General features: G+C 70.1%; 22 protein-coding genes and 2 pseudogenes. 15 read left to right on the forward strand and 9 right to left on the reverse strand.

Features of this window, described 5'->3' with window-relative positions:
• Positions 1-55 precede the first annotated feature (55 nt).
• From VFZ92_RS04870 to VFZ92_RS04895, 6 genes are all read left to right on the forward strand, one after another.
• Complete coding sequence (locus VFZ92_RS04870; protein ID WP_330874477.1) at positions 56-1,600, forward strand: protein kinase family protein; 1,545 nt, start codon at positions 56-58, stop codon at positions 1,598-1,600.
• A gap of 119 nt (positions 1,601-1,719) precedes the next feature.
• Complete coding sequence (sigM, locus tag VFZ92_RS04875) at positions 1,720-2,337, forward strand: RNA polymerase sigma factor SigM (RefSeq protein WP_330874478.1); 618 nt, start codon at positions 1,720-1,722, stop codon at positions 2,335-2,337.
• Positions 2,334-3,098 (forward strand): hypothetical protein, encoded by a 765-nt coding sequence (locus tag VFZ92_RS04880; protein ID WP_330874479.1) that lies wholly within the window; start codon positions 2,334-2,336, stop codon positions 3,096-3,098. The genes sigM and VFZ92_RS04880 overlap by 4 nt, the downstream gene beginning before the upstream one ends.
• Before the next feature lie 130 nt (positions 3,099-3,228).
• The gene (gene trxB, locus VFZ92_RS04885) at positions 3,229-4,218 is read left to right on the forward strand and encodes a thioredoxin-disulfide reductase (protein WP_330874480.1); all 990 of its coding nucleotides are present in this window, start codon (positions 3,229-3,231) and stop codon (positions 4,216-4,218) included.
• 36 nt (positions 4,219-4,254) lie between these two features.
• Positions 4,255-4,584, forward strand: a complete 330-nt coding sequence (gene trxA / locus VFZ92_RS04890) for a thioredoxin (RefSeq protein WP_330874482.1) — start codon at positions 4,255-4,257, stop codon at positions 4,582-4,584.
• Positions 4,585-4,787: 203 nt separating this feature from the next.
• The gene (locus tag VFZ92_RS04895) at positions 4,788-5,921 is read left to right on the forward strand and encodes an N-acetylmuramoyl-L-alanine amidase (protein ID WP_330874484.1); all 1,134 of its coding nucleotides are present in this window, start codon (positions 4,788-4,790) and stop codon (positions 5,919-5,921) included.
• A 54-nt stretch (positions 5,922-5,975) separates the two neighbouring features.
• On the opposite strand, the gene VFZ92_RS04900 is transcribed toward VFZ92_RS04895, so the two are convergent.
• Entirely contained in the window at positions 5,976-6,620 is a 645-nt protein-coding gene (locus VFZ92_RS04900; RefSeq protein ID WP_330874485.1) for a GNAT family N-acetyltransferase, read from the reverse strand.
• A 156-nt stretch (positions 6,621-6,776) separates the two neighbouring features.
• Here VFZ92_RS04900 and VFZ92_RS04905 point away from each other — a divergent pair, with 156 nt between their 5' ends.
• Both VFZ92_RS04905 and VFZ92_RS04910 read left to right on the forward strand, forming a co-directional pair.
• A complete protein-coding gene (locus VFZ92_RS04905; RefSeq protein ID WP_330874487.1) occupies positions 6,777-8,093 on the forward strand; it encodes a PLP-dependent aminotransferase family protein in 1,317 nt (438 codons plus the stop codon).
• Between the two features lie 111 nt (positions 8,094-8,204).
• Positions 8,205-9,152, forward strand: coding sequence for a D-alanine--D-alanine ligase (locus VFZ92_RS04910; RefSeq protein ID WP_330874488.1), 948 nt, complete (start codon positions 8,205-8,207; stop codon positions 9,150-9,152).
• Between the two features lie 76 nt (positions 9,153-9,228).
• Here VFZ92_RS04910 and VFZ92_RS04915 read toward each other — a convergent pair whose 3' ends face one another.
• The 3 genes from VFZ92_RS04915 to rsmG all read right to left on the reverse strand — a co-directional run bounded on the left by VFZ92_RS04915 (position 9,229) and on the right by rsmG (position 11,917).
• Complete coding sequence (locus VFZ92_RS04915) at positions 9,229-10,209, reverse strand: ParB/RepB/Spo0J family partition protein (RefSeq protein WP_330874490.1); 981 nt, start codon at positions 10,207-10,209, stop codon at positions 9,229-9,231.
• A complete protein-coding gene (locus VFZ92_RS04920) occupies positions 10,206-11,078 on the reverse strand; it encodes a ParA family protein (protein ID WP_414719813.1) in 873 nt (290 codons plus the stop codon). Before VFZ92_RS04920 ends, VFZ92_RS04915 begins: the two co-directional genes overlap by 4 nt.
• Positions 11,079-11,248: 170 nt before the next feature.
• Complete coding sequence (rsmG, locus tag VFZ92_RS04925; protein WP_330874492.1) at positions 11,249-11,917, reverse strand: 16S rRNA (guanine(527)-N(7))-methyltransferase RsmG; 669 nt, start codon at positions 11,915-11,917, stop codon at positions 11,249-11,251.
• A gap of 120 nt (positions 11,918-12,037) precedes the next feature.
• On the opposite strand from rsmG, the gene VFZ92_RS04930 reads away from it, so the two are divergent.
• From VFZ92_RS04930 to VFZ92_RS42570, 3 genes and pseudogenes are all read left to right on the forward strand, one after another.
• Positions 12,038-12,661 (forward strand): hypothetical protein, encoded by a 624-nt coding sequence (locus VFZ92_RS04930; protein ID WP_330874494.1) that lies wholly within the window; start codon positions 12,038-12,040, stop codon positions 12,659-12,661.
• Between the two features lie 169 nt (positions 12,662-12,830).
• Positions 12,831-13,010 (forward strand): hypothetical protein, encoded by a 180-nt coding sequence (locus VFZ92_RS04935; RefSeq protein ID WP_414719814.1) that lies wholly within the window; start codon positions 12,831-12,833, stop codon positions 13,008-13,010.
• Positions 13,011-13,043: 33 nt separating this feature from the next.
• Positions 13,044-13,142: pseudogene (locus tag VFZ92_RS42570) on the forward strand (IS982 family transposase); the annotation flags it as partial.
• A gap of 220 nt (positions 13,143-13,362) precedes the next feature.
• On the opposite strand, the gene VFZ92_RS04940 reads toward VFZ92_RS42570, so the two are convergent.
• Genes VFZ92_RS04940 through rpmH form a run of 5 tightly spaced genes read right to left on the reverse strand, consistent with a single transcriptional unit; the run spans position 13,363 to position 15,822 of the window.
• A complete protein-coding gene (locus VFZ92_RS04940) occupies positions 13,363-13,908 on the reverse strand; it encodes a protein jag (protein ID WP_330874496.1) in 546 nt (181 codons plus the stop codon).
• Between the two features lie 29 nt (positions 13,909-13,937).
• Positions 13,938-15,008: a membrane protein insertase YidC gene (yidC, locus tag VFZ92_RS04945; RefSeq protein ID WP_330874497.1), complete on the reverse strand. Its 1,071-nt coding sequence runs from the start codon at positions 15,006-15,008 to the stop codon at positions 13,938-13,940.
• Between the two features lie 4 nt (positions 15,009-15,012).
• Entirely contained in the window at positions 15,013-15,294 is a 282-nt protein-coding gene (gene yidD / locus VFZ92_RS04950) for a membrane protein insertion efficiency factor YidD (protein WP_259627553.1), read from the reverse strand.
• On the reverse strand, positions 15,291-15,665 hold the full coding sequence (gene rnpA / locus VFZ92_RS04955; RefSeq protein WP_330874500.1) for a ribonuclease P protein component: 375 nt from the start codon (positions 15,663-15,665) through the stop codon (positions 15,291-15,293). Before rnpA ends, yidD begins: the two co-directional genes overlap by 4 nt.
• Before the next feature lie 13 nt (positions 15,666-15,678).
• Positions 15,679-15,822, reverse strand: a complete 144-nt coding sequence (gene rpmH, locus VFZ92_RS04960; RefSeq protein WP_106184999.1) for a 50S ribosomal protein L34 — start codon at positions 15,820-15,822, stop codon at positions 15,679-15,681.
• 453 nt (positions 15,823-16,275) lie between these two features.
• Between rpmH and dnaA the strand changes: the two genes are divergently transcribed.
• From dnaA to recF, 4 genes and pseudogenes are all read left to right on the forward strand, one after another.
• The gene (dnaA, locus tag VFZ92_RS04965) at positions 16,276-17,943 is read left to right on the forward strand and encodes a chromosomal replication initiator protein DnaA (RefSeq protein WP_330874504.1); all 1,668 of its coding nucleotides are present in this window, start codon (positions 16,276-16,278) and stop codon (positions 17,941-17,943) included.
• Positions 17,944-18,780: 837 nt separating this feature from the next.
• Complete coding sequence (gene dnaN / locus VFZ92_RS04970; RefSeq protein ID WP_330874506.1) at positions 18,781-19,920, forward strand: DNA polymerase III subunit beta; 1,140 nt, start codon at positions 18,781-18,783, stop codon at positions 19,918-19,920.
• Between the two features lie 16 nt (positions 19,921-19,936).
• Positions 19,937-20,866, forward strand: a pseudogene (gene gnd / locus VFZ92_RS04975) (phosphogluconate dehydrogenase (NAD(+)-dependent, decarboxylating)); the annotation flags it as partial.
• Positions 20,867-20,874: 8 nt separating this feature from the next.
• Entirely contained in the window at positions 20,875-22,026 is a 1,152-nt protein-coding gene (recF, locus tag VFZ92_RS04980; RefSeq protein ID WP_330874508.1) for a DNA replication/repair protein RecF, read from the forward strand.
• The last annotated feature ends 37 nt before the right edge of the window (positions 22,027-22,063 follow it).

A 22,063-nucleotide genomic window follows, 5' to 3' on the forward strand; every position in this document is an offset into this window, starting at 1 on the left:
CGGTCACAAGACTTGAGGGAACCCGCCTTGGGGGGATCGGACAGGGGAAGGTCGCGTGAGTAGCGGGCCGAAGCTGGGGAACAACCCCGGTGCCAACAACACCTCGCTGGTACCCGGCGGGGTGATCGGTGACGGTCGGTACCGGCTGCTCACGCGCTCCGGGATCGACGACCGGGGCTCCGCGCAGCTCTGGCGCGCGCGGGACGGCCAGCTCAACCGCGACGTCGCGCTGACGATCCTGACCGGCGACCTGGGCGACCTCCAGGCCGCGGGCAGGGCCCGGCGGACCACCGAGCGCGCCATGCACGCGTCGAGCTTCACCCACCCCGGCGTGTCCAGGGTGATCGACGTGCTGACCCCCGGCAGCGGCCTCCGCATGGAGGAGGGCGTGCTGGGCGTCGTCGTGGCCGAGTGGACCCAGGGCACCGACCTGATGGACCTCATCACGGAGGGTCCGCTGCCCGCGGGCGCCGCGACGAGGCTCCTCGAACCGCTCGGCGCGGCCATCGAGGGCGCGCACCACGCCGGTCTGGTGCTGGGCGCGGACCACCCGCAGCGCATCCGGGTCACCCCGGACGGCAGGCTGCGGCTCGCGTTCCCCGGCGCCCGCCCGGAAGCCATCGCCCGCGACGACGTCAAGGGCCTCGGCGCCATCCTGTACCTGCTGCTCACCGGCCGGTGGGCGCTGCCGGGCGGCCCCGCGGGCGTGCCCGTGGCCCCCACCGGCCCGGACGGCGCCGTCGTGGCGCCCCGCGCGCTCCAGCCGTACGTGCCGCACGAGCTGTCGTCGGTCGCGGTCCGGAGCCTGGAGGACACCAGCGTCGGCGGCATCCGCACGAGCGCCGCGATCCTCCAGGTCCTCGACCAGATCGCCGAGGAGGAGGCGCAGACCGCGCTGATCGAGCCGATCAGCGACGAGGACGACGACGGCGACCGGGCGGTGTGGACCACCCAGAAGCCGCTCGGCGGGCGCAGCCACCGGCGGAAGCTGACGATCGCCGTCGCGGTGCTGGCCGTGGCCACGCTCGGCGTCATCGCCTGGCTCGGCGTGCAGATCGTGAGCTTCTTCAGCGACGAGTCGACGAACAAGGGCGGCCCCACGGTGGTGATCGGCCAGTCCGCGTCACCGGGCCAGAGCTCGACGCCCGCACCCGTGCCCGCTGGTCCGATCCAGCCCGCCTCCGTCGGCGTCTACGACGTGACGAACAACCCGGACAACGCCAACCGGGCCAACCGGGCCGTCGACACCAACCCCGACACCGCGTGGAACACCGACAACTACTTCCAGCCGTTCCCCACGCTCAAGCCGGGGATCGGTCTGATGGCGTCGTTCGCCGAGCCGGTCAAGCTGGCGTCGGTGACGGTCACGTCCAAGAGCGCGGGCACCGTCGTGGAGATCCGCATCGCCGCGGCCGAGGACGCGCCGCTGGAGGAGACCAAGGTGATCGCCACGGCCACCCTGTCGGCCGGGCAGACGCAGATCCAGCTCAACGAGTACGAGCCCGGCGCCCACGTCCTGCTGTGGATCACGAAGCTCGCGGGAACGGGCAAGGACAACCAGACGGAGATCGGCGAGCTGGTCTACACCCGCGCGCAGTGACGTGGCCGCCGCTGCGCAGACGGCGGCTCGGCCGCTCCCAGCCGCTCGGGAGCAGCGGCCGCGCACTTGAGTAGGAACACCCTGGCAGAGCACGACCCCCACCTGGATACCCTCTTCGGGTGACGGCCGCAGCCAGCTCGGACGCAGACCTCATCTCGGCGCACGCCGCGGGTGACCCGCACGCATTCCCCGAAATCGTGCGACGGCACCGAGATCGGCTGTGGGCGGTCGCCCTGCGCACCCTGCGCGACCCGGAAGAAGCCGCCGACGCGCTCCAGGAGGCGTTCATCTCGGCGTTCCGGGCGGCGGGTTCGTTCCGGGCCGAGTCGCAGGTGACGACGTGGCTCCACCGGATCGTGGTCAACGCCTGCCTCGACCGGATGAGACGTCGACAAACGAAGCCGACCGTGCCGTTACCAGAGGCAGGCCCCGGCGAGCCGGTGGCGCCGCGCGACCACATGGCCGAGCGGGAGACCAAGCTCGTCGTCGCGGCGGCGTTGGCGGAGTTGCCCGAGGAGCAGCGCGCACCGATCGTCCTGGTGGACGTCGAGGGCTACTCGGTGGCGGAAACGGCCCAGATGCTGGGGATCGCGGAAGGCACGGTGAAGAGCAGGTGCGCTCGTGGCAGGGCCAAGCTCGCAAAAAGCCTAGGACACCTCCGGAACCGGAGTGCAGATGCGAACGTCCCAGTTGACGGTGTGAATGTGCAACAGCAACGTCAGCGGGAGGCACGATGAGCGGCAGTGAGAGGCGTCACGGGACGCCGATCGATCCGCCGTGGTCCGTGGATCTGCTGGCCGATTTGCACGCCGGTGTGCTCGACGCCGAGACGGAAGCACTGCTCCGTCCGCGCGTCGAAGCCGACCCGGAGGCGCGGGCGGTCCTGGAGGCGCTGGACGCCACCCTGGCCGACCTGTCGTCGCTGCCGCCGATCCCGATGCCCCGTGACGTGGCGGCGCGGATCGACGCGGCGCTGGCGGCCGAGGCCCACGGGCGGCCCGCACCGGTCGTCAGCCTCAACAGCGCCCGGCAGCGGAAGTACAAGCGCGCCGGGTGGGGTGCGGGGGTGCTCGTGGCCGCCGCGGCGGCGGTCGGCGTGGTCGCGGTGGCCATCCCGAGCATGAGCAACAACACCGACGGCGCCATGTCGTCGTTCCCGCAGCCGTCCGCGTCCAGGGAGGTCCCCGGCGCGGAGGCGAAACCGGACCTGGCGGTGAGGGGCGAGAACTTCGGCCCGGTCATCGGTGACGTCCTGAAGGCCCAGAACTACGGGCCGCTGGACAACCAGGACACGCTCGACGGGTGCCTCAAGGGCGGGAACATCCCGGCCTCGAAGCCGCTCGGCGTGAGCCCGATCCAGCTCGACGACAGGCCCGCCGTGATGGCGATCCTGACCGCGGGCAGGCCGGGGGCGTTCCGCATCGTCGTGCTCGACCCGAACACCTGCGGTCCCGACAACCCGAGCGGGGTGCTGGCCGACTCGGTGATGTCCCCGTAGCACCCGTCCGCGCCGGACGTAGCGAACCTCACCGGGTGGGCGCGGAATTCCGGACGCCTACGATCGCGTTGTAGCTGAGTGCGCGGCCGGGACTCATTCCCGGCCCGTCGCGACGTATCGGAGGTCGAGGGTGTCGGACGTTCGGAACCTGATCATCGTGGGATCCGGGCCCGCCGGGTACACCGCCGCGGTGTACGCGGCACGGGCTCAGCTCGAACCGCTCGTGTTCGAGGGCAGCCAGTACGGCGGTGCCCTGATGACGACGACCGAGGTCGAGAACTACCCGGGGTTCCGCGACGGCATCATGGGTCCCGAGCTCATGGAGCAGATGCGGGAGCAGGCGAAGCGCTTCGGCGCCGAGCTGCGCTCCGAGGACGTCGACGCCGTCGAGCTGACCGGTGACGTGAAGCACGTGACCGCGAACGGCGTCCGGTACGCGGCGAAGGCCGTCGTGCTGGCGATGGGTGCGGCTGCCCGCTACCTCAACGTGCCGGGCGAGCAGGAGCTGCTCGGCCGCGGTGTGTCGGCGTGCGCGACCTGCGACGGCTTCTTCTTCCGCGACCACGACATCGCGGTCGTCGGCGGCGGCGACTCGGCCATGGAGGAGGCGACCTTCCTGACGAAGTTCGCCAAGTCCGTGACGATCATCCACAGGCGTGAGGAGTTCCGCGCCTCGAAGATCATGCTGGAGCGCGCCCGCGCCAACGAGAAGATCAAGTGGCTGCTGAACACCGAGGTCCTCGAAGTGCTGGGCGAGGGCACCGTCAGCGGCGTGAAGGTGGCCAACACCATCACCGGCGACACCTCGGAGCTGCCCTTCACGGGCGTCTTCATGGCGATCGGCCACGACCCGCGCAGCGCGCTGGTCCGCGACCAGGTCGACGTGGACGACGCCGGGTACGTGAAGGTCAAGGCCCCGTCGACCTACACGAAGCTGGACGGCGTGTTCGCCGCGGGCGACCTCGTCGACCACACCTACCGCCAGGCCATCACGGCGTCGGGCTCCGGGTGCGCCGCCGCGATCGACGCCGAGCGCTGGCTCGCCGAGCGGGGCGAGGAGCACGCGGCCGTGGCGTCCGAAGCGGTCGGCGGCGGCTACGGCCCTGTCACCACCAGCTGATCTCCGAGATCCATTCACTAGTTAGGGAGTAGTTACATGGCTGGCGCCACAGTGGTCGTGACCGACAAGACCTTCGCCGATGACGTCCTGACCAGCGAGAAGCCGGTGCTGGTCGACTTCTGGGCGACCTGGTGCGGTCCGTGCAAGATGGTTTCCCCCGTCCTGGAGGAGATCGCCGCCGAGCACGCCGAGAAGATCACCGTCGCGAAGCTCGACATCGACGCGAACCCCGGCATCGCCCGCGACTACCAGATCATGTCGGTGCCGACCCTGATCCTCTTCCAGGGCGGTCGCCCGGTGAAGCAGATCGTGGGCGCGAAGCCGAAGGCCGCGCTGCTGAACGACCTGTCGGACGTACTTTCCTGATCTCGACCTGCAACGCACGACGTGGCTCGTCCGTCCTCTGGTGTGACGGACGAGCCACGTCCGTTCGGAGCACCCCACGGGCTGCCAGGTGGTCGTTCGGCCACACCGAGCAGCCCTGCGTGGAGCTGCTGGCGCGGCAGGGCACAATGGGGGCTTCACGTCAGCGCCGACCTCGGTCGGCGCCCTAGTCGAGCGAGGGGTGCATGCTGCTACTCCGCCGCGGGGATGTCGGGCCGGACGTTGCCGACATCAGGTCCACACTGACCAAGATCGGTCTGCTGTCGGATCCGCAGGCGTCACCGGTGTTCGACCTCTCCGTCGAGCACGCCGTGCGTGCCTTCCAGCAGCAGCGGGGCCTCATCACCGATGGCATCGTCGGACCGGCCACCTACCGCGCGCTGCGCGACGCCACCTTCCGCCTCGGCGACCGGCCGTTGGCCTACCTGATCGCCCAGCCGGTGACCGGCGACGACGTGTTCGCGCTCCAGGAACGCCTGCTGGAGATGGGCTACGACGCGGGCCGCGCCAACGGCGAGTTCGGTCAGCAGACCGAACAGGCCCTCCGCAGCTTCCAGCGCGACTACGGCTTGACCAGCGACGGCATGTGCGGCCCGAACACGGTCCGCGCGCTCCGCCAGCTCCAGCCGAAGGTCCGCGGTGGTCGCCCGGTGTTCCTGCGCGAGCAGGAGCGGGTCCGCAACGCCGGTCCGAGGCTGTCGGGCAAGCGCATCATCATCGACCCCGGTCACGGTGGCGACGACCTCGGTGTCGTGGTCGAGCACCTGAACGAGGCCAGGCTCATGCTCGACCTGGCCCGCAGGCTCGAGGGCAAGATGGCCGCGACCGGCATGGAGGCCCTGCTCACGCGCGGCCCCGGCAACTGCCCGGACGAGGCCGAGAGGGCGAAGTTCGCCAACGAGGCGGGCGCCGACCTGATCCTGTCGCTGCACACCGACGGGAACTCCTCGCCGAGGGCGTCGGGTGTGGCGAGCTTCCACTACGGCACCGGCAACGGCACCAGCTCGACGGTCGGTGAGGCCCTCGCGGGGTTCATCCAGCGCGAGATCACGGCCAGGACGGGCATGCCGGACTGCGGCACGCACCCGAAGTCGTGGGACGTGCTCCGCATGACCAGGTGCACGGCCGTCCGCGTCGAGGTCGGCTACCTGACCAACGAGCAGGACCGGCGCAGGTTGGCCGACCCGGCCTTCCGCGACGTCGTCGCCGAGGGCATCCTCGTCGCCGTGAAGCGCCTGTACCTGCTGGGCAAGGACGACCAGCCCACCGGGACCTTCACGATGGACGACCTGATGAAGCGCGAACTCTCGAAGTTCTGATCCGCACGACGAAGGCCCCCTGCCGGTAGCAGGGGGCCTTCGTCGTGGACCGGGCTAGATCTTCGCCGACGCGGGGCGGAAGCTCGGCTCGGCCGTGGACACCGTGACGGTGTTCAGCAGGCGCTCCAGCGCCGCCTCGACGTCTTCCTTCCAGCCGAGGGCGGTGCGCAGTTCGAGCCTGAGCCTTGGCCAGCGGTGGTGCGGGCGGACGGTCTTGAAGCCCACCTGGAGCAGGAAGTCGGCCGGGATGACACAGCCGGGCTCGTCCTCGTTGGGCTGGTTGTCGCCGAACGCCTCGACGGCCTTCACGCCGCGCTTGGTCAGGTCCTTGGCCACGGACTGCACGAGGACCCTGCCGAGGCCGCCGCCGCGGAACTCCGGCAGCACCTCCAGCGAGGTCATCAGCACGGCGTCGGCGCTGACCGGGGACGTGGGGAACGCGAGCGAGCGGGGCACGGCGGCGGGCGGGGCGTAGAACGCCGACCCGGCCGGGATGCCGTCGCAGTAGATGATGCGGCCGCACGACCCCCATTCGAGCAGGACGCTGGAGACCCAGGCCTCCTTCTCGAACTCGGTGTCGCCGTACTCCTCGGCCTGGGCCTTGAGGTGCGGAGCCAGCTCCCAGAACACGCACGTGCGGCTGTGCTTGGAGAGGTGCTCCAGGTTGTCCAGAGTGACGCCCACAACGCGTCGCGACACCCTGACCTCCAAAACCCGGATTCAAGAACTCCCACGAGGATAGGCGGATGTGACGGCTGCCGGAAGGCAGATGCCACTAACGGGACGACGGTTACACTCGCTCGGGACATACCCGCCGGTAAATCATCACTCCCAGCGCGAGTGCAGGAGTACACCGTGACCACACCCGGACAGCCCGCCAAGCAGGGCAACCGAAGCCTCGACCCCCACCTGCGCCGCTACGCGGCACGGACAGCGGGCATGACGGCATCGGAGATCCGGGCACTGTTCGCGGTGGCCAGCCGCCCCGAGGTGGTGTCCCTCGCCGGTGGGATGCCGCACCTCGCCGCGCTGCCGCTGGACGGCCTCGCCACCGAGATCGGCGAGATGGTCGCCACCGACGGCCTGGTCGCGCTCCAGTACGCCTCGGCGCACGGGATGCCGGAGCTGCGCGAGCAGATCTGCGACGTGATGGCCCTCGAAGGCATCCACGGCCACCCGGACGACGTCGTCGTGACGGTCGGCTCCCAGATGGGGCTGGACATGGTCACCCGGATCTTCGTCGACCCCGGTGACGTCGTGCTGGCCGAGGGGCCGTCGTACGTGGGCGCGCTCGGCTCGTTCGCCGCCTACCAGGCGCAGGTGGTGCACGTCGCCATGGACGCGGACGGGCTGGTCCCGCAGGCGCTGCGCGAGGCCCTCGCGGCCGTCGAGAGGTCCGGCCGCCGGGTCAAGTTCCTCTACACGATCCCGAACTTCCACAACCCCGCCGGTGTGACGCTGTCCGTCGCCCGTCGCGCCGAGGTCCTGGAGATCTGCCGCCAGGCGGGCGTGCTCGTCGTCGAGGACAACCCGTACGGGCTGCTCGGCTTCGACGGCCAGACGTACCCGGCGCTGCGGTCGACCGACCCGGACAACGTCGTGTACCTCGGGTCGTTCTCCAAGACGTTCGCCCCCGGCCTGCGGGTCGGCTGGGTGCTCGCACCGCACGCGGTGCGCGAGAAGCTGGTCCTGGCGGCCGAGTCGGCCACGCTGTGCCCGCCGACGCTCAACCAGATGATCGTGTCGCGCTACCTGGCGACGCACGACTGGAAGGGCCAGATCAAGACCTACCGCGAGGCCTACCGGGACCGCAGGGACGCGGCGATCTCGGCGTTGGAGCAGCACATGCCCGAGGGCTGCTCGTGGAACCGGCCGGACGGCGGGTTCTACGTGTGGGTGACGGTGCCGGAGGGCATCGACACCAAGGCGATGCTGCCGCGCGCGATCACCCAGCGGGTGGCGTACGCCTCGGGCACCGGGTTCTACGCGGACAAGCTCGGCAGCAGGCAGCTCAGGATCTCCTACTGCTACCCGACGCCGGAGCGCATCCGCGAGGGTGTCCGCAGGCTGGCGAACGTCCTGGAGGACGAGGCCCAGCTGCACGCCACGTTCGGGCCGACGACCAGCCGCGAGCTGTCCGGTCCGCAGAACCCGTCACCGGACACCGCCTAGCCCGAGCCGTCCGCCGAGTTCGTCCCGAGGCCATCCGCGTATTGTCCACTGTGGACGGTATGCGGATGGCCTCGTCAGTTCCACGTCAATCGTCTAGTTGGGGAGTAAGTCGTGTCGGAACGCTGGGTAGCGGTACTCGCCGGTGGGCTGTCGCACGAGCGCGAGGTGTCGCTGCGGTCCGGCCGCCGCCTGTCTGCCGCGCTGCGCTCGGTCGGCGTGACGGTGGAGGAGTGGGACACCGACCGCGGCCTCCTGGCCCGGTTGCGGGAACACCGCCCCGACGCCGTCGTCGTCGCGCTGCACGGCGGTGAGGGCGAGAACGGGTCGGTGCAGACGATCCTGGAGATGACCGGCGTGCCGTACGTGGGCACGGACTCGCGCGCGTGCCGCCGGGCGTGGGACAAGCCGACCGCGAAGGCCGAGCTGGCACGGGCGGGGCTGTCGACGCCGGACTGGGTCGTGCTGCCGCACGCGACGTTCCGCGAACTCGGCGCGCAGCCCGTGCTGGACGCGATGGTCGAGAGCCTCGGTCTGCCGCTGATGCTCAAGCCCGACCAGGGTGGGTCCGCGCTGGGGGCTCAGGTCGTCCGGGACGCGGCGGAACTGCCGACCGCGATGGTCGGGTGCCTGGCGTACGGGGAGACGGTGCTGGCCGAACGGTACGTCGACGGGGTCGAGGTCGCCGTGGCGGTCGTCGACGGGCCCGACGGGCCGTACGCGCTGCCGCCCGTGGAGATCGTCCCGGAGAGCGGCGGCATCTACGACTACACGTCCCGGTACACCGCCGGGCTCACCGACTTCCACGCGCCCGCGCGACTGGACGCCGCCGCGGCCAAGTCGGTGGGGGAGTTGGCGGTCGCCGCGCACCGGCTGCTCGGTCTGCGGGACGTGTCGCGGACGGACGCGATCGTGGCGCACGACGGCACCGTCCAGTTCCTCGAAGTGAACGTGTCGCCCGGTCTCACCGAGACCTCGTTGCTCCCGATGGCCGTCGAAGCGGCCGGGGAGTCGCTCGGGGAGATCTACGCCGGCCTCATCGAGCGCGCTGTTTCACGGTGAACATTCGATAGCCCTCCGTGTCCTTTCAGATGCGGAGGGCTATCGTCACCGTGACAAAGGGGCCTGGTGGGATCCCTTAGGCCTCCAACGATGTCCGATTTGTCGCTTCCGGCGCCATCAGCTGGATGATCCGCTCAAGATCGTCAACGGACCCGAATTCGACCACGATTCGGCCTTTTCGCTGCCCGAGTTCGACTTTCACGCGGGTGTCGAAGTTGTCCGAGAGCCGCTCGGCGAGATCCTGGAGCCCCGGCGCGTGGATCGTCTTCTTGCGGACCACCTTCGCCCTGGCGGGCTCGGCGCTCTTCGCCAGCGTCACCGCTTCCTCGGTCGCCCGCACCGACATGCCCTCCGCGACGATCTTCGTCGCCAGGTCCTCCTGTGCGCCGGGGTCCTCCAGGCTGAGCAACGCGCGCGCGTGCCCGGCCGACAGGACGCCCGCCGCGACCCTCCGCTGAACGGGGAGGGGGAGCTTCAGCAGCCGGATCGTGTTCGTCACGACCGGGCGGCTGCGACCGATCTTGTCGGCCAGCTCCTCGTGCGTGACACCGAACTCCTGGAGCAGCTGCTGGTACGCCGCCGCCTCTTCGAGCGGGTTCAGCTGAACCCGGTGGATGTTCTCCAGCAGCGCGTCCCGCAGCATCACGTCGTCGTGCGTGTGCCGCACGATCGCCGGGATCGTCTTCAGCCCGGCCTGCTGGGTGGCCCGCCACCGGCGCTCACCCATGACCAGTTCGTAGGTGTCGCCGCCCAGCTCGCGCACCACGATCGGCTGCATGAGGCCGAACTCGCGGATCGAGTGTTCGAGTTCGTTGAGCGCCGCCTCGTCGAAGACGTGCCGCGGCTGCTTCGGGTTCGTGCGGATCGCGTTGACCGGAAGCTCCCGGTACACCGCGCCCGCCACCTCGCCGCCGATCTCCGCGGTGTCGGTGCGCGCAGGGGCGGAGCCGTTGCCGTTCGTGGCCGGCGGACGAACCGGGCCCGACCCCGGTGGCGGGCCGCTCGGGATCAAGGCGGCGAGCCCTCGTCCGAGTCCACCCTTGCGCTGCTCCGTCATGCCAACCCCATCCTCGCGCCGAACTCGGCGATCTCGCGTGCTGCGTCCAGGTAGCTCATCGCGCCCCGTGAGCCCGGATCGTAGGTGAGCACCGTTTGAGCGAATCCCGGTGCCTCGGAGACCTTCACGCTGCGCGGGATCACCGTGCGGAGGACCGTGTCGCCGAAGTGGCCGCGCACCTCGCTGGTCACCTGGTCGGCCAGCTTGGTCCGGCCGTCGTACATGGTGAGCAGGATGGTGGAGACGTTCAGCGTGGGGTTCAGGTGCGCCTGGACGAGCTCGATGTTCCGGAGCAGCTGCCCCAGCCCCTCCAGCGCGTAGTACTCGCACTGGATCGGGATCAGCACCTCCTGCGCGGCGACCATCGCGTTGACGGTCAGCAGACCGAGCGACGGCGGGCAGTCGATGAAGACGTAGTCCGGGTCCAGCTCGGCCAGCGCCTCGGAGCTGAGCGCCTCCTTGAGCCGCGACTCGCGCGCCACCATCGAGACGAGTTCGATCTCGGCACCCGCCAGGTCGATCGTCGCGGGCACGCAGTAGAGGTTGGGGGACTGGTTGCTGACCTGAGCGGCCTCGGCGACCGAGATCTCACCGATCAGCACCTCGTACACGGAGGGGGTGCCGGAGCGGTGCTCGATGGCCAGCGCGGTGCTCGCGTTGCCCTGCGGGTCGAGGTCGATCACGAGCACCTTGAGCCCGTGGATCGCCAGACCCGCGGCGAGGTTCACCGTGCTGGTCGTCTTGCCGACGCCGCCCTTCTGGTTCGCCACCGTGAGGATCCGGCGGCGAGTGGGGCGGGGGAGTTGCGAGGAGTCGGGGTGCAGCACGCGGGTTGCGCGGGCGGCCTCTTCGGCGATCGGTGTCCACACGGCGCTGTCTCCTGCCGTTCCAGTGTGCGAGTTGATCGGGGGACGTTCGCTTGCTCCGACAGCGCCGTCGGAAGCGGTCGGACGCGCTGTTTCACGTGGAACATCAGCCGTCTGGAACAACGGCTGCAGAGCTGGGTTGCCGGGCGGGGGTACCGGATCCGGATACACGCTCACCGATCCTTCCTTCGTCGACGTGCTCCGTCACGACGACCACTCGGCTCGGAACGCTCGACGAGCACCACCGTGGTCGGCACTTCGAGTACATCCGCGCCGCACGACACGGCGCGCTGCCGGGAACCCCCGGCACGGCGCACCGCTTCGGCGTCGCGCTCCATCTCCTCCAACGCGCTCTCGCCCTTGAGAGCAACGAGCTGGCCGCCGGGCTTGAGGAGGGGGAGGCACCACCGCGCCAACCGCTCCAGCGGAGCCACCGCGCGTGCTGTCACGACATCCACGCCGGACAACTGCTCACGCACGGAAGCCTCCTCGGCTCGACCCCGGACGACCGTGACCGATGACAACCCCAGCGTCTCCACGACCTCGTCCAGCCACGCCACCCGGCGGGCCATCGGCTCCAGCAGGGTCAGGTCCAGATCAGGTCGAGCAATCGCCAGGGGGACGCCCGGCAGGCCTGCGCCAGAGCCTACGTCCACCACCCGACAATTTTGAGGAAGAAGCTCCGCGATCACCGCGGAGTTGAGCAGGTGGCGTTCCCACAGGCGCTCGACCTCACGAGGTCCGATCAACCCGCGCTCGACGCCGTGGTCGGCGAGCAGTTGGGCGAACGAGATCGCGCGGTCGAGGTGGTCGCCGAAGACTCGCTTCGCGCGGTCTTCCATGTCTCCGACCATGTCTCCATCCGTGACGTTTCACGTGAAACCACGCGGCACACGAGGGCGACCGGGTGGATGGGCAAGTAGGTAGGGCGTCCGCAGAATCCGCGAAAACTGCCGCCGTCCATGATGACGGATGAACCCGTCGACACGCCAAATCGGGTGGTTAGATCGGTCGCGTTTCACGTGAAACGAGGGGGAATCATGGCGAAGCCGAAGACCTACCCAATCCTGCACCACTTTCCGGGCAGGGTCAGCACGATGCCACATCCCTCGGGCGGACGTCACCTCGCCGCCGAACTGGAGTCGCTGCGGGCACGCGGAACCGACATCCTCGTCTCCGCGCTGACGCCGGGGGAGCAGCGGAGGCTGGACCTGACCGGAGAGGCGGCAGCGGCGAGCGCGGCGGGACTGGAGTTCCACGGCGCGCCGATCGGCGACTTCGGCATCCCCGATCGCGAGGAGATCACCCCGACGCTGGCGCACCTCCTGGATCGGCTGCACGGGGGAGCGCACCTCGTCGTCCACTGCTGGGCGGGCATCGGCCGGTCCTCGCTCCTGGCCGCCAGCCTCCTCGTCCTGGACGGCGTCGAGCCGGACGACGCGTGGCGGCTGATCTCCGACGCGCGGGGCGTCGCCGTGCCGGAGACGGCCGAGCAGCGTTCCTGGGTTGATCCGTTCCACGTGAAACACGACCGACCGACGGATCGCGTTTCACGTGAAACAGGTGGCACGACCACGTCGAGTTGATCGAGCGCCCGCGGGAGTTCGGCGGGTCGATGGCCGACGGCGGGAAGCAGTGGACCACCTGATGCGCGGACGGTTCACCGGCCAGGTGAACCAGGCGGCACCGGGGCGCTCAGCGACGCCTGCTCGCGGCACCCGGCTCGACGCGGACGCGCCGAGCCGGGTGTGAGCGGTGGACCCCCAGTTCGACGCCACCACCGACGGCGGACCGGCTGAGCGGTCGATCACCGCGAACCGGTTGATCGGCGAGGTGGACCGAACCGCCCTGGACCGGGGTCGTCCGGCGGTGTCGCGCCGTGGCAACGGCCCGGAGTCGACGCGCGTGACGATCCGGGGCTGGACGAGGCAGTAGCCGGGACGGACGGAGGGTGTCCAAGCTCAGTGCGTGACGACCGACCTGAACACCCTTCTCACCGCACTCCACGTCGAGATCGACGACCACCTGGTGAACAGGAGCCGCATCGGCACACCGCCCGAACTCACTCGTCCAGGCGGGTGAACGGGTCGACCAGCCGACTCCGGCGGCGCTCGGCACCGGGCGACCAGGGTCGGGCGGGCCGCACCTCCGCCAACCAGCTCTCACACGCCGGTCGACTACCCGAGTCCCGTCACAGGAGCCGCTGCTCGGTGTTCCACGTGAAACACGCCCAACACCAAGCGAGGCCCGCTCCACGGGGGAGCGGGCCTCGCTTGGTCTGGCTGGATCAGGCCTGCGGCAGGATCACCACTCGACGCTGGGGCTCCTCGCCCTCGCTCTCGCTGTGCACGCCCGCGACGGCCGCGACGGCGTCGTGGACGACCTTGCGCTCGAACGGCGTCATCGGGTGCAGGCGGATGCGCTCACCCGACGACAGCACCTTCTCGGCGGTGGTGCGGCCGAGGTCGGCCAGCTCCGCGCGGCGGCCCGCGCGCCAGCCCGCCACGTCGAGCATGAGCCTGCTGCGCACGCCGGTCTCCTGCTGGACCGCGAGGCGGGTCAGCTCCTGCAACGACTCCAGCACGGTGCCGCGGGTGCCGACGAGCTTCTCCAGGTCCTCGCCACCGTCGATGCTGACGATCGCCCGACCGGCTTCAACGTCCAGGTCGATGTCGCCGTCGTAGTCGAGCAGGTCGAGCAGGCGCTCCAGGTAGTCACCCGCGATGTCGCCCTCCTGGACGAGCAGGTCTTCCGAACTGCCACGCGTCTTCGGCTCCGCCTCGGCGGTCTCCTCCACCGCGTCCACCTCGGCCGCCTGCAACGTCTCCGACACGATGTCTCCTCTCCAGGGCCAGCGCCCGGTCAACGACGCTTCTTGTTGCCCTGCTTCTTGCCAGGGGATCGACCTGTGATCAGGCCGGGGATCTCGGTGTTGGACGACGCGCTGCTGCCGTTGCTCTCAGGGGTCAAGTCCGCCGCGGTGGGCTGCTTGTCCTGGGCGGGCTGGGCGGGTCGCTTCTTCGCGGTACCCATGGCCTTCGCGTTGCCCGTCCGCACGCCGGGAGCGGGCTTCTGGCCCGCGCGGGGGGCGTTCGGCTTCGCGCCGGGCTTGGGGGCGAGGTCCTTGCGCTGGCTGATCGCCTCGACCTTCTTCGCTTCTTCCTCGCGGTCGATGCGCCGGTACACGAAGTGCTGCTGCGCGAGCGTCCAGCCGTTGTTGCTCAGCCAGTACAGCAGGATCGCGATGGGGAAGAAGAGGCCACCGATGAGCACACCCAGCGGGAAGATGTACAGCGTCAGCTTGTTCATGATGGCGGTCTGCGGGTTGTCCATGGCGGACTGCGTCTGCCGGGCGACCGAGTGGCGTGCGGTGAAGTGGGTCGCGATGCTGGCGATGATCATCAGCGGGATCGCCACGATGATGACCGAGCTGCGCTGAGTGCTGAACGCGGCGAGCTGGTCGGCGGGCATCGTGATGAACGTCGACAGGTTCGCGCCGAAGAGCTTCGCCTGGACGAAGGATTCGACACCCTTGGCGTCGAAGAAGTAGACCTCGCCCCAGCCGGGCCGGAACGAGCGCAGCACGTGGAACAGACCGATGAACACCGGGATCTGGACGAGCATGGGGAGGCAGCCGCCGAGCGGGTTGACCCCGTGCTCGGACTGGAGCTTCTGCATCTCGGCCGCCTGGCGCTGGCGGTCGTTGCCGTACTTCTTCTTGATCTTTTGCAGCTCCGGCGCGAACTCCTGCATCTTCCGCATGGAGCGCACCTGGCCGACGAACGGCTTGAACAGCAGCGCGCGGAGGGTGAAGACGAGGAAGACCACCGACAGCGCCCACGCGACACCGCTGGACTCGCCGAAGACGTGGCCGAAAACCCAGTGCCAACACCAGAGGATGAAGGACACCGGGTAGTAGATGAAGTTGAGCACTGAGCTACTCCTCGGCGGATGTGTCGGGGACCTGTTCCTGGCGAGGTCTCCTCGGTGGAACGGGGTCCAGGCCTCCAGGGTGCCAGGGTCCGCAGCGGGCCAGCCTGCGAAGGGTCAGCCAGGTGCCGCGGAGCGCGCCGTGGACGGTCAGCGCTTCGACGGCGTACGCGCTGCAACTCGGGTAGAACCGGCAGCTCGGCGGCAGGAACGGCGAGATGAACCGCTGGTAGAGCCGCACCGGCAGGATGAGCACCCGCGCCAGTGGACTCGACTGCGTGGTGGTCATCGCAACAGCTTTCGCAATGCGGCGTCGAAGTCGGCCGCGAGATCCGCGCTGGACGCCTCGGCCGAGGCGGGCAGTGCCCGCACGACGAGCGAGGTGCCCTCGGGCAGCCGCGCCAGCCGGTCGCGGACGACGTGGCGCAGCTTGCGGCTGACCCGGTGGCGGACCACCGAGTTGCCGACGGCTTTGCTCACGACGAAGCCCACCTTGGACATGTCCAAGGTGGGCCGCGCCGAGGATTCAGTAGACGTCTGCTGCCCTGTGGACCGCACCAGGGCGTGCACGACCAGCCGGGGCCGTCCTGCACGGCGGCCTCGGCGAACCACCAGGCCGAAGTCCTGGCTGCGGGTCAGCCGGGCGGCCGCGGGGAGCACGGCGCTGCTGTTATCAGGCGGACAGGCGGTCGCGGCCCTTGGTGCGCCGCGCGGCGAGGATGGCCCGGCCGGCGCGGGTGCGCATGCGCAGCCGGAAGCCGTGCGTCTTGGCGCGGCGGCGGTTGTTGGGCTGGAAGGTGCGCTTACCCTTGCTCACGGCTGGATCTCCCGGTGCTGACTACCAAGCAGGTCTGTGGGCGTCCCCAGCCGATCAACAATCCGGCGCCGTCCGGCACCTGGGCAGGACGGTCGCGGCAAGAGCGCGCCAAACGCACCCGTCGCTCGCGGGAGACTTCTCCGAGGGTACGCAAGCGGGTGCCCGGTTCTCAAATCGGGGTGGTCCCCGACACGCCCGGTGATCGGCGGGGGCACCACCTTGTGACGCGGCGCCCAGCTTGTTAGCGTGCACCCTCCGCGGATTTCGAGGCGCACCTGGATGTCGCCGAACGGCCCGTGCGGTGCGTTGAAATCACCGTCGGGATCCGCCGCGTCCCGACGCACGTTCGTGCACAGTTGTGGATAACTCTGTGGATGCCTCTATTCTCCGAGTCCACACCGTGAAGCGGGCAGCTCCACGGGGGGAGCACGTCGAGGGGAGGGGAGCGCGGAGGTGTCCAACCACCAGACCGATCTCGGTCTCGTGTGGGAGCAGGTGGTCGCGGAACTGGCCGCCAGCACCCTGTCCCCGCAGCAGCGAGCGTGGATGCGCGTGACCAGGCCGATCGGTCTGCTCGACGGGACCGCGCTGCTGGCCGCGCCGAGCGACTTCGCCAAGGAAGCCATCGAGCGCGCGCTGCGCGAACCGATCACCGCCGCGCTGTCCCGCCACCTCGGCCGGGCCGTCTCGCTGGCCGTGAAGGTCGACTCACCTGAACCGGTGAACACCCCGACCGCGCCCATCCCGGTCGCGCACGGCGTTCCCGGCGGCAACGGGATCAGCCAGCCGATCGGTCTGCTCGACCAGTCGATGCCGGGGCAGATGCCCGGCCAGATGCCGAGCCACATGTCCGGTCACATGCCGGGTCCGCCGATGCCCGGCCAGCCCGTTCCGGGTCCGCCCGTGCCGGGTGGGCCGGGCGGCGAGGACGGCGACGGCGAGTCGGACAGCGACGAGGTGGACGAGGAGCGCGAGGCCCGCGAGGCGCTCGCGACCGTCCACGAGATCTGGCCGACGTTCAGCGGCAGCGCCCCGGTCAGCGGAACGCCGTTCACCCGGCCCGCGAACCCGCCGACGTCGCAGACCCGGCTGAACGAGAAGTACAACTTCGACACGTTCGTCATCGGCGCCTCGAACCGGTTCGCCCACGCCGCCGCGGTCGCGGTGGCCGAGGCGCCCGCCCGTGCGTACAACCCGCTCTTCATCTGGGGCGAGTCCGGGCTGGGCAAGACGCACCTGCTCCACGCGGTCGGCCACTACGCGCAGCGCCTGTTCCCCGGGATGCGCGTGCGGTACGTGTCGACCGAGGAGTTCACGAACGACTTCATCAACTCGCTCCGCGACGACCGCAAGGTCGCCTTCCAGCGCCGCTACCGGGACATCGACGTGCTCCTCGTCGACGACATCCAGTTCCTGGAGGGCAAGGAGGGCACGCAGGAGGAGTTCTTCCACACCTTCAACACGCTCCACAACTCGAACAAGCAGATCGTCGTGTCCTCGGACCGGCCGCCCAAGCGGCTGGAGACCCTGGAGGACCGGCTGCGGACGCGGTTCGAGTGGGGCCTGATCACGGACATCCAGCCGCCCGAGCTGGAGACCCGGATCGCGATCCTCCGCAAGAAGGCGGCGCAGGACCGGTTGGCGGCGCCCGCCGAGGTGCTGGAGTTCATCGCGGCCCGGATCGAGCGGAACATCCGCGAGCTGGAGGGCGCGCTGATCCGGGTGACGGCGTTCGCGTCGCTCAACCGGCAGCCGGTCGACGTCCAGCTCGCGGAGATCGTGCTGCGGGACCTCATCCCGGACTCGCACGCGCCCGAGGTGACCGCGCCGACGATCATGGCCGTCACGGCGGAGTACTTCGGCGTGACGATCGACGACCTGTGCGGCAAGGGCAAGACGAAAGCGCTTGCGAACGCCCGCCAGATCTCCATGTACCTGTGCCGCGAGCTGACCGACCTGTCGCTGCCGAAGATCGGCCAGACGTTCGGCGGTCGCGACCACACGACGGTGATGCACGCGGACAAGAAGATCCGCAAGGAGATGGCCGAGCGCCGCCGGATCTACGACCAGGTCCAGGAACTCACCTCGCGGATCAAGCAGAGGTCCCGGCACACCGTCTAGTACGGGAACCGGGCAGCGGGCGGGACCACCTCACGGAGGTGGTCCCGCCCGCTGCGTTCCGCGGGACCCCCGACCCTCCGGTCGGACGCGGCGTGCTTTTCGGTGACGCCCCCGACCCGCGGCGAGCGCCCGACCAGAAACCAGGACGGCGTCCGCGCGCCCCGCCGAACCCCTCCGCGCAGGCCGCCATGCCCCCTCGACGACGACCGGGGCGAGCACCTCCCGCGGGCCGGGAAGCCCGTGCGGCACCGCCACTTTTCTCCTGGACCACGGGTCAAGGCCTGTGCACAACCTCAGAAAAGTTGTCCGAACGGGGGAGTTTTCGGCCTCGGACCCTGTGCAGCACCCGGGTACAACTGCACCCACACCCGGGGATGCACCCGGGGACAAGTCGGCCTTCCTGTGGACCAAACGGAGCAGTCCACGAGTTGTCCCCGGGGACGTCGAGTTGTCCCCGGGTGGGACCCCCCGGTTGCCCACAGGTTCCAAGGGCCTCTGAGCAGCAAGGACGTGCGTTGTCCACACTATCCACAGCCCTTACTGTTACTGCTGTTGTTCTCTCTTGAAGAGAAGAACAAAAGAAAAACAGGGGGTGGCGAAACCCGGGGACAAGCGCTCGGACGGCGCTCCCGCGCTCCCCGCCCCGAGATGACGTGAGGGCTCCGGACGCTCTACGGTGGAGCAACCACGCCGGGAGGTCGGAGCCCAAACCCGCCCCTCCTGAGGCGAACGCGGTCCGCTTCCCAGCGGTTCACCACCCCCCACAGCACCCAACGCTTCGCCACGTTGGACCGACCGTCCCCTCGGTCGGTCATGCCGATCTGAGGAAGGACGCTCATGAAGATCCGCGTCGAGCGCGACGGCCTGGCCGACGCCGTCGCCTGGGTCGCGCGCAGCCTGCCGTCCAGGCCGCCCGTTCCGGTGCTCGGTGGAGTCATGCTCGACGCCGGTTCCCCGGACGGCGCGCCTGGCGACTCGCTCACCGTCTCCGGCTTCGACTACGAGGTCTCGGCGACGGTCGGCGTCCCCGCCACGATCGCGGACGGCGGCAAGACGCTCGTCTCCGGTCGTCTGCTCGCGGACATCACCAAGGCGCTGCCGAACCACCCCGTCGAGATCTCCGTCGACGGCTCCCGCATGACGATCACCTGTGGCAGCGCCAAGTTCAGCCTCCCGACGATGCCGGTCGAGGACTACCCCGCGCTGCCGAACATGCCGCAGCTGGCGGGCGAGCTGGCCGGTGAGGTCTTCAGCGAGGCCGTGGCCCAGGTCGCCGTCGCGGCGGGCAAGGACGACACGCTGCCGATGCTGACCGGTGTCCGGCTGGAGATCGGCGAGGGCAAGTTCACCCTCGTCGCCACCGACCGGTTCCGGCTGGCGATGCGCGAGTTCGCGTGGGAGCCGAACGAGACCCTGAGCGAGACCGCCGTGCTGGTCCCGGCGCGCACGCTCGCCGACGCGGCCAAGACCCTCGGCGGTTCCGGCAACAAGGTCGAGCTGTCGCTCGCGGCCAACGACGGGCTCCTCGGCCTCTCCGGCAACGGCAGGCGCACGACGACCCGCCTGCTCGACGCCGACTTCCCGAAGTACCGCCAGCTCCTCCCGAGCGAGCACTCGGCCGCCGCGATCATCGAGGTCGACTCGCTCGTCCAGGCGATCAAGCGCGTGTCGCTCGTCGCGGAGCGGGGTACCCAGGTCCGGCTGGAGTTCGTCGACGGCGGTCTGCGCCTGTCGGCGGGTGGCGACGACGAGGGCAGCGCGGAGGAGGAGCTGCCGGTGGAGTACACCGGTGAGCCGGTCACGATCGCGTTCAACCCCACGTACCTCCTGGAGGGCGTGCACGCCGTGCGCACGGCCAAGGCCCACCTGTCCTTCACGACCCCCAGCAGGCCCGCCCTGTTGAAGCCGGTCGATGATGAGGGCGGTGTGGCGCCGGGCTACCTGTACCTGCTGATGCCCGTTCGCCTGCCCGGCTAAACGTCAACTCGAAAACAGGGGAGTCAGCACCGTGCAGCTCGGACTTGTGGGCCTCGGCAAGATGGGCTTCAACATGCGCGAGCGGATTCGCCGCGCGGGCCACGAGGTTGTCGGTTACGACCGCAACCCCGAGGTCACCGACGCGAGTTCGCTCGCCGACCTGGTCGACAAGCTCGAAGCCCCCCGCGTCGTGTGGGTGATGGTCCCGGCCGGTGACATCACCAGGCAGACGATCGCCGACCTGGGCGAGCTGCTGGCCGAGGGCGACCTCGTGATCGACGGCGGCAACTCCCGCTACACCGACGACAAGGTGAACGCGGAGCTGCTGGCGGGCAAGGGGATCGGCTACCTCGACACCGGCGTGTCCGGTGGCGTGTGGGGCCTGGAGAACGGCTACGGCCTGATGGTCGGCGGCGCCGCCGAGGACGTCGAGAAGGCGATGCCGATCTTCGACGCGCTGCGGCCCGAGGGTCCGCGCGAGGAGGGTTTCGCGCACGCCGGTCAGGTCGGTGCGGGCCACTTCGCGAAGATGATCCACAACGGCATCGAGTACGGCCTGATGCAGGCCTACGCCGAGGGCTTCGAGCTGCTGGAGGCCTCCAAGCTCGTGGAGAACGTGCCCGCGACCATCAAGGCGTGGCAGCGCGGCACCGTGGTCCGGTCCTGGCTGCTCGACCTCCTGGTCCGCGCGCTCGACTCCGACCCCGAGCTGGACGACCTGCGCGGCCACGTCGAGGACTCCGGCGAGGGCCGGTGGACCGTCGAGGAGGCGATCAACCTCGCCGTGCCCGCGCCGGTGATCTCCGCCGCGCTGTTCGCCCGGTTCGCCTCGCGCCAGGACGACTCGCCCGCCATGCGCGCGGTCGCCTCGCTGCGCAACCAGTTCGGTGGTCACGCCGTGCAAGCCGCCGGGCCCACGTCCGGCAGCGGTAGCACGCAGAGCTGACGCCGCCGTTGTACGTCAGGCACCTCCAGGTCAGCGACTTCCGCTCGTGGGAGCGCGCCGACCTGGCGTTCGAGCCGGGGGTCAGCGTGCTGGTCGGGCCGAACGGCCAGGGCAAGACGAACCTGGTCGAGGCGCTCGGCTACGTGGCCACGCTCGGGTCGCACCGGGTGGCCACGGACGTGCCGCTGATCCGGCACGGCAGTCCCCGCGCGGTGGTGCGGACCGCGGTCGTCAACGACGGCCGCGAACTGCTGGTGGAACTGGAGATCACGCCGGGCAAGGCGAACCGGGCGCGGATCAACCGCGGCCCGGTTCCCCGCCCGCGCGACGTGCTGGGGATCCTGCGCACCGTGCTGTTCGCGCCGGAGGACCTGGCGCTGGTGCGCGGCGACCCCGGTGAACGCCGCCGGTTCCTGGACGAGATGCTCGTGGCGCGCGCGCCCCGGTACGCCGGGGTGCGCGGTGACTACGAGCGGGTGCTCAAGCAGCGCGGCGCACTGCTGAAGACGGCGGGGGCGGCGAAGCGGGCCGGGCGGTCCGGCGACCTCAGCACCCTGGACGTGTGGGACGGGCACCTGGCGAAGCACGGCGCGGAACTGCTCGCCGCCCGGCTCGACCTCGTCGCGGACATCGCGCCGCACGTGGCCGCGTCGTACGCGGAGGTCGCCCCGGAGTCGCGGCCCGCGCGGATCCGGTACCGGTCGAGCCTCGGCGAGTCGCAGCCCGAGGGCTTCGGCGTGCCGGGCGGGCCGAGGGCCGACCGGAGCCAGCTGGAGGACGCGATGCTCGTGGAGCTGTACCGCGTCCGCTCGCAGGAGGTGGACCGGGGGGTCTGCCTGGTCGGCCCGCACCGCGACGAGCTGGAGCTGGCGCTCGGCGAGCTGCCCGCCAAGGGCTACGCCAGTCACGGGGAGTCATGGTCGTTCGCCCTGGCGCTCCGGCTCGGGGGGTACGAACTGCTGCGTGTCGACGGCACCGAACCCGTGCTCGTGCTGGACGATGTGTTCGCCGAACTCGACCGGGGTCGCCGGCGCCAGCTCGCCAAGGTGGCGGCGGGCGCGGAGCAGGTGCTGATCACCGCGGCCGTGGCCGAGGACGTGCCGGAGGAACTGTCGGGTGCTCGGTTCGACGTTCGCGACGGAGAGGTGCGCAGTGTCTGAGGACGTCCCTCGAACGGGTGTGACAAGTCGCACAGCT

Origin of the sequence: Umezawaea sp., assembly GCF_036375055.1 — a bacterium.
Taxonomy (GTDB): domain Bacteria; phylum Actinomycetota; class Actinomycetes; order Mycobacteriales; family Pseudonocardiaceae; genus Umezawaea.

Coding starts and splice junctions, on each gene's coding strand:
- VFZ92_RS04880 (WP_330874479.1), top strand. CDS start 2,334: ATGAGCGGCAGTGAGAGGCGTCACGGGACGCCGATCGATCCGCCGTGG.
- trxA (WP_330874482.1), top strand. CDS start 4,255: ATGGCTGGCGCCACAGTGGTCGTGACCGACAAGACCTTCGCCGATGAC.
- VFZ92_RS04895 (WP_330874484.1), top strand. CDS start 4,788: ATGCTGCTACTCCGCCGCGGGGATGTCGGGCCGGACGTTGCCGACATC.
- VFZ92_RS04915 (WP_330874490.1), bottom strand. CDS start 10,209: ATGACGGAGCAGCGCAAGGGTGGACTCGGACGAGGGCTCGCCGCCTTG.
- rsmG (WP_330874492.1), bottom strand. CDS start 11,917: ATGGAAGACCGCGCGAAGCGAGTCTTCGGCGACCACCTCGACCGCGCG.
- VFZ92_RS04930 (WP_330874494.1), top strand. CDS start 12,038: ATGATGACGGATGAACCCGTCGACACGCCAAATCGGGTGGTTAGATCG.
- yidD (WP_259627553.1), bottom strand. CDS start 15,294: ATGACCACCACGCAGTCGAGTCCACTGGCGCGGGTGCTCATCCTGCCG.
- dnaN (WP_330874506.1), top strand. CDS start 18,781: ATGAAGATCCGCGTCGAGCGCGACGGCCTGGCCGACGCCGTCGCCTGG.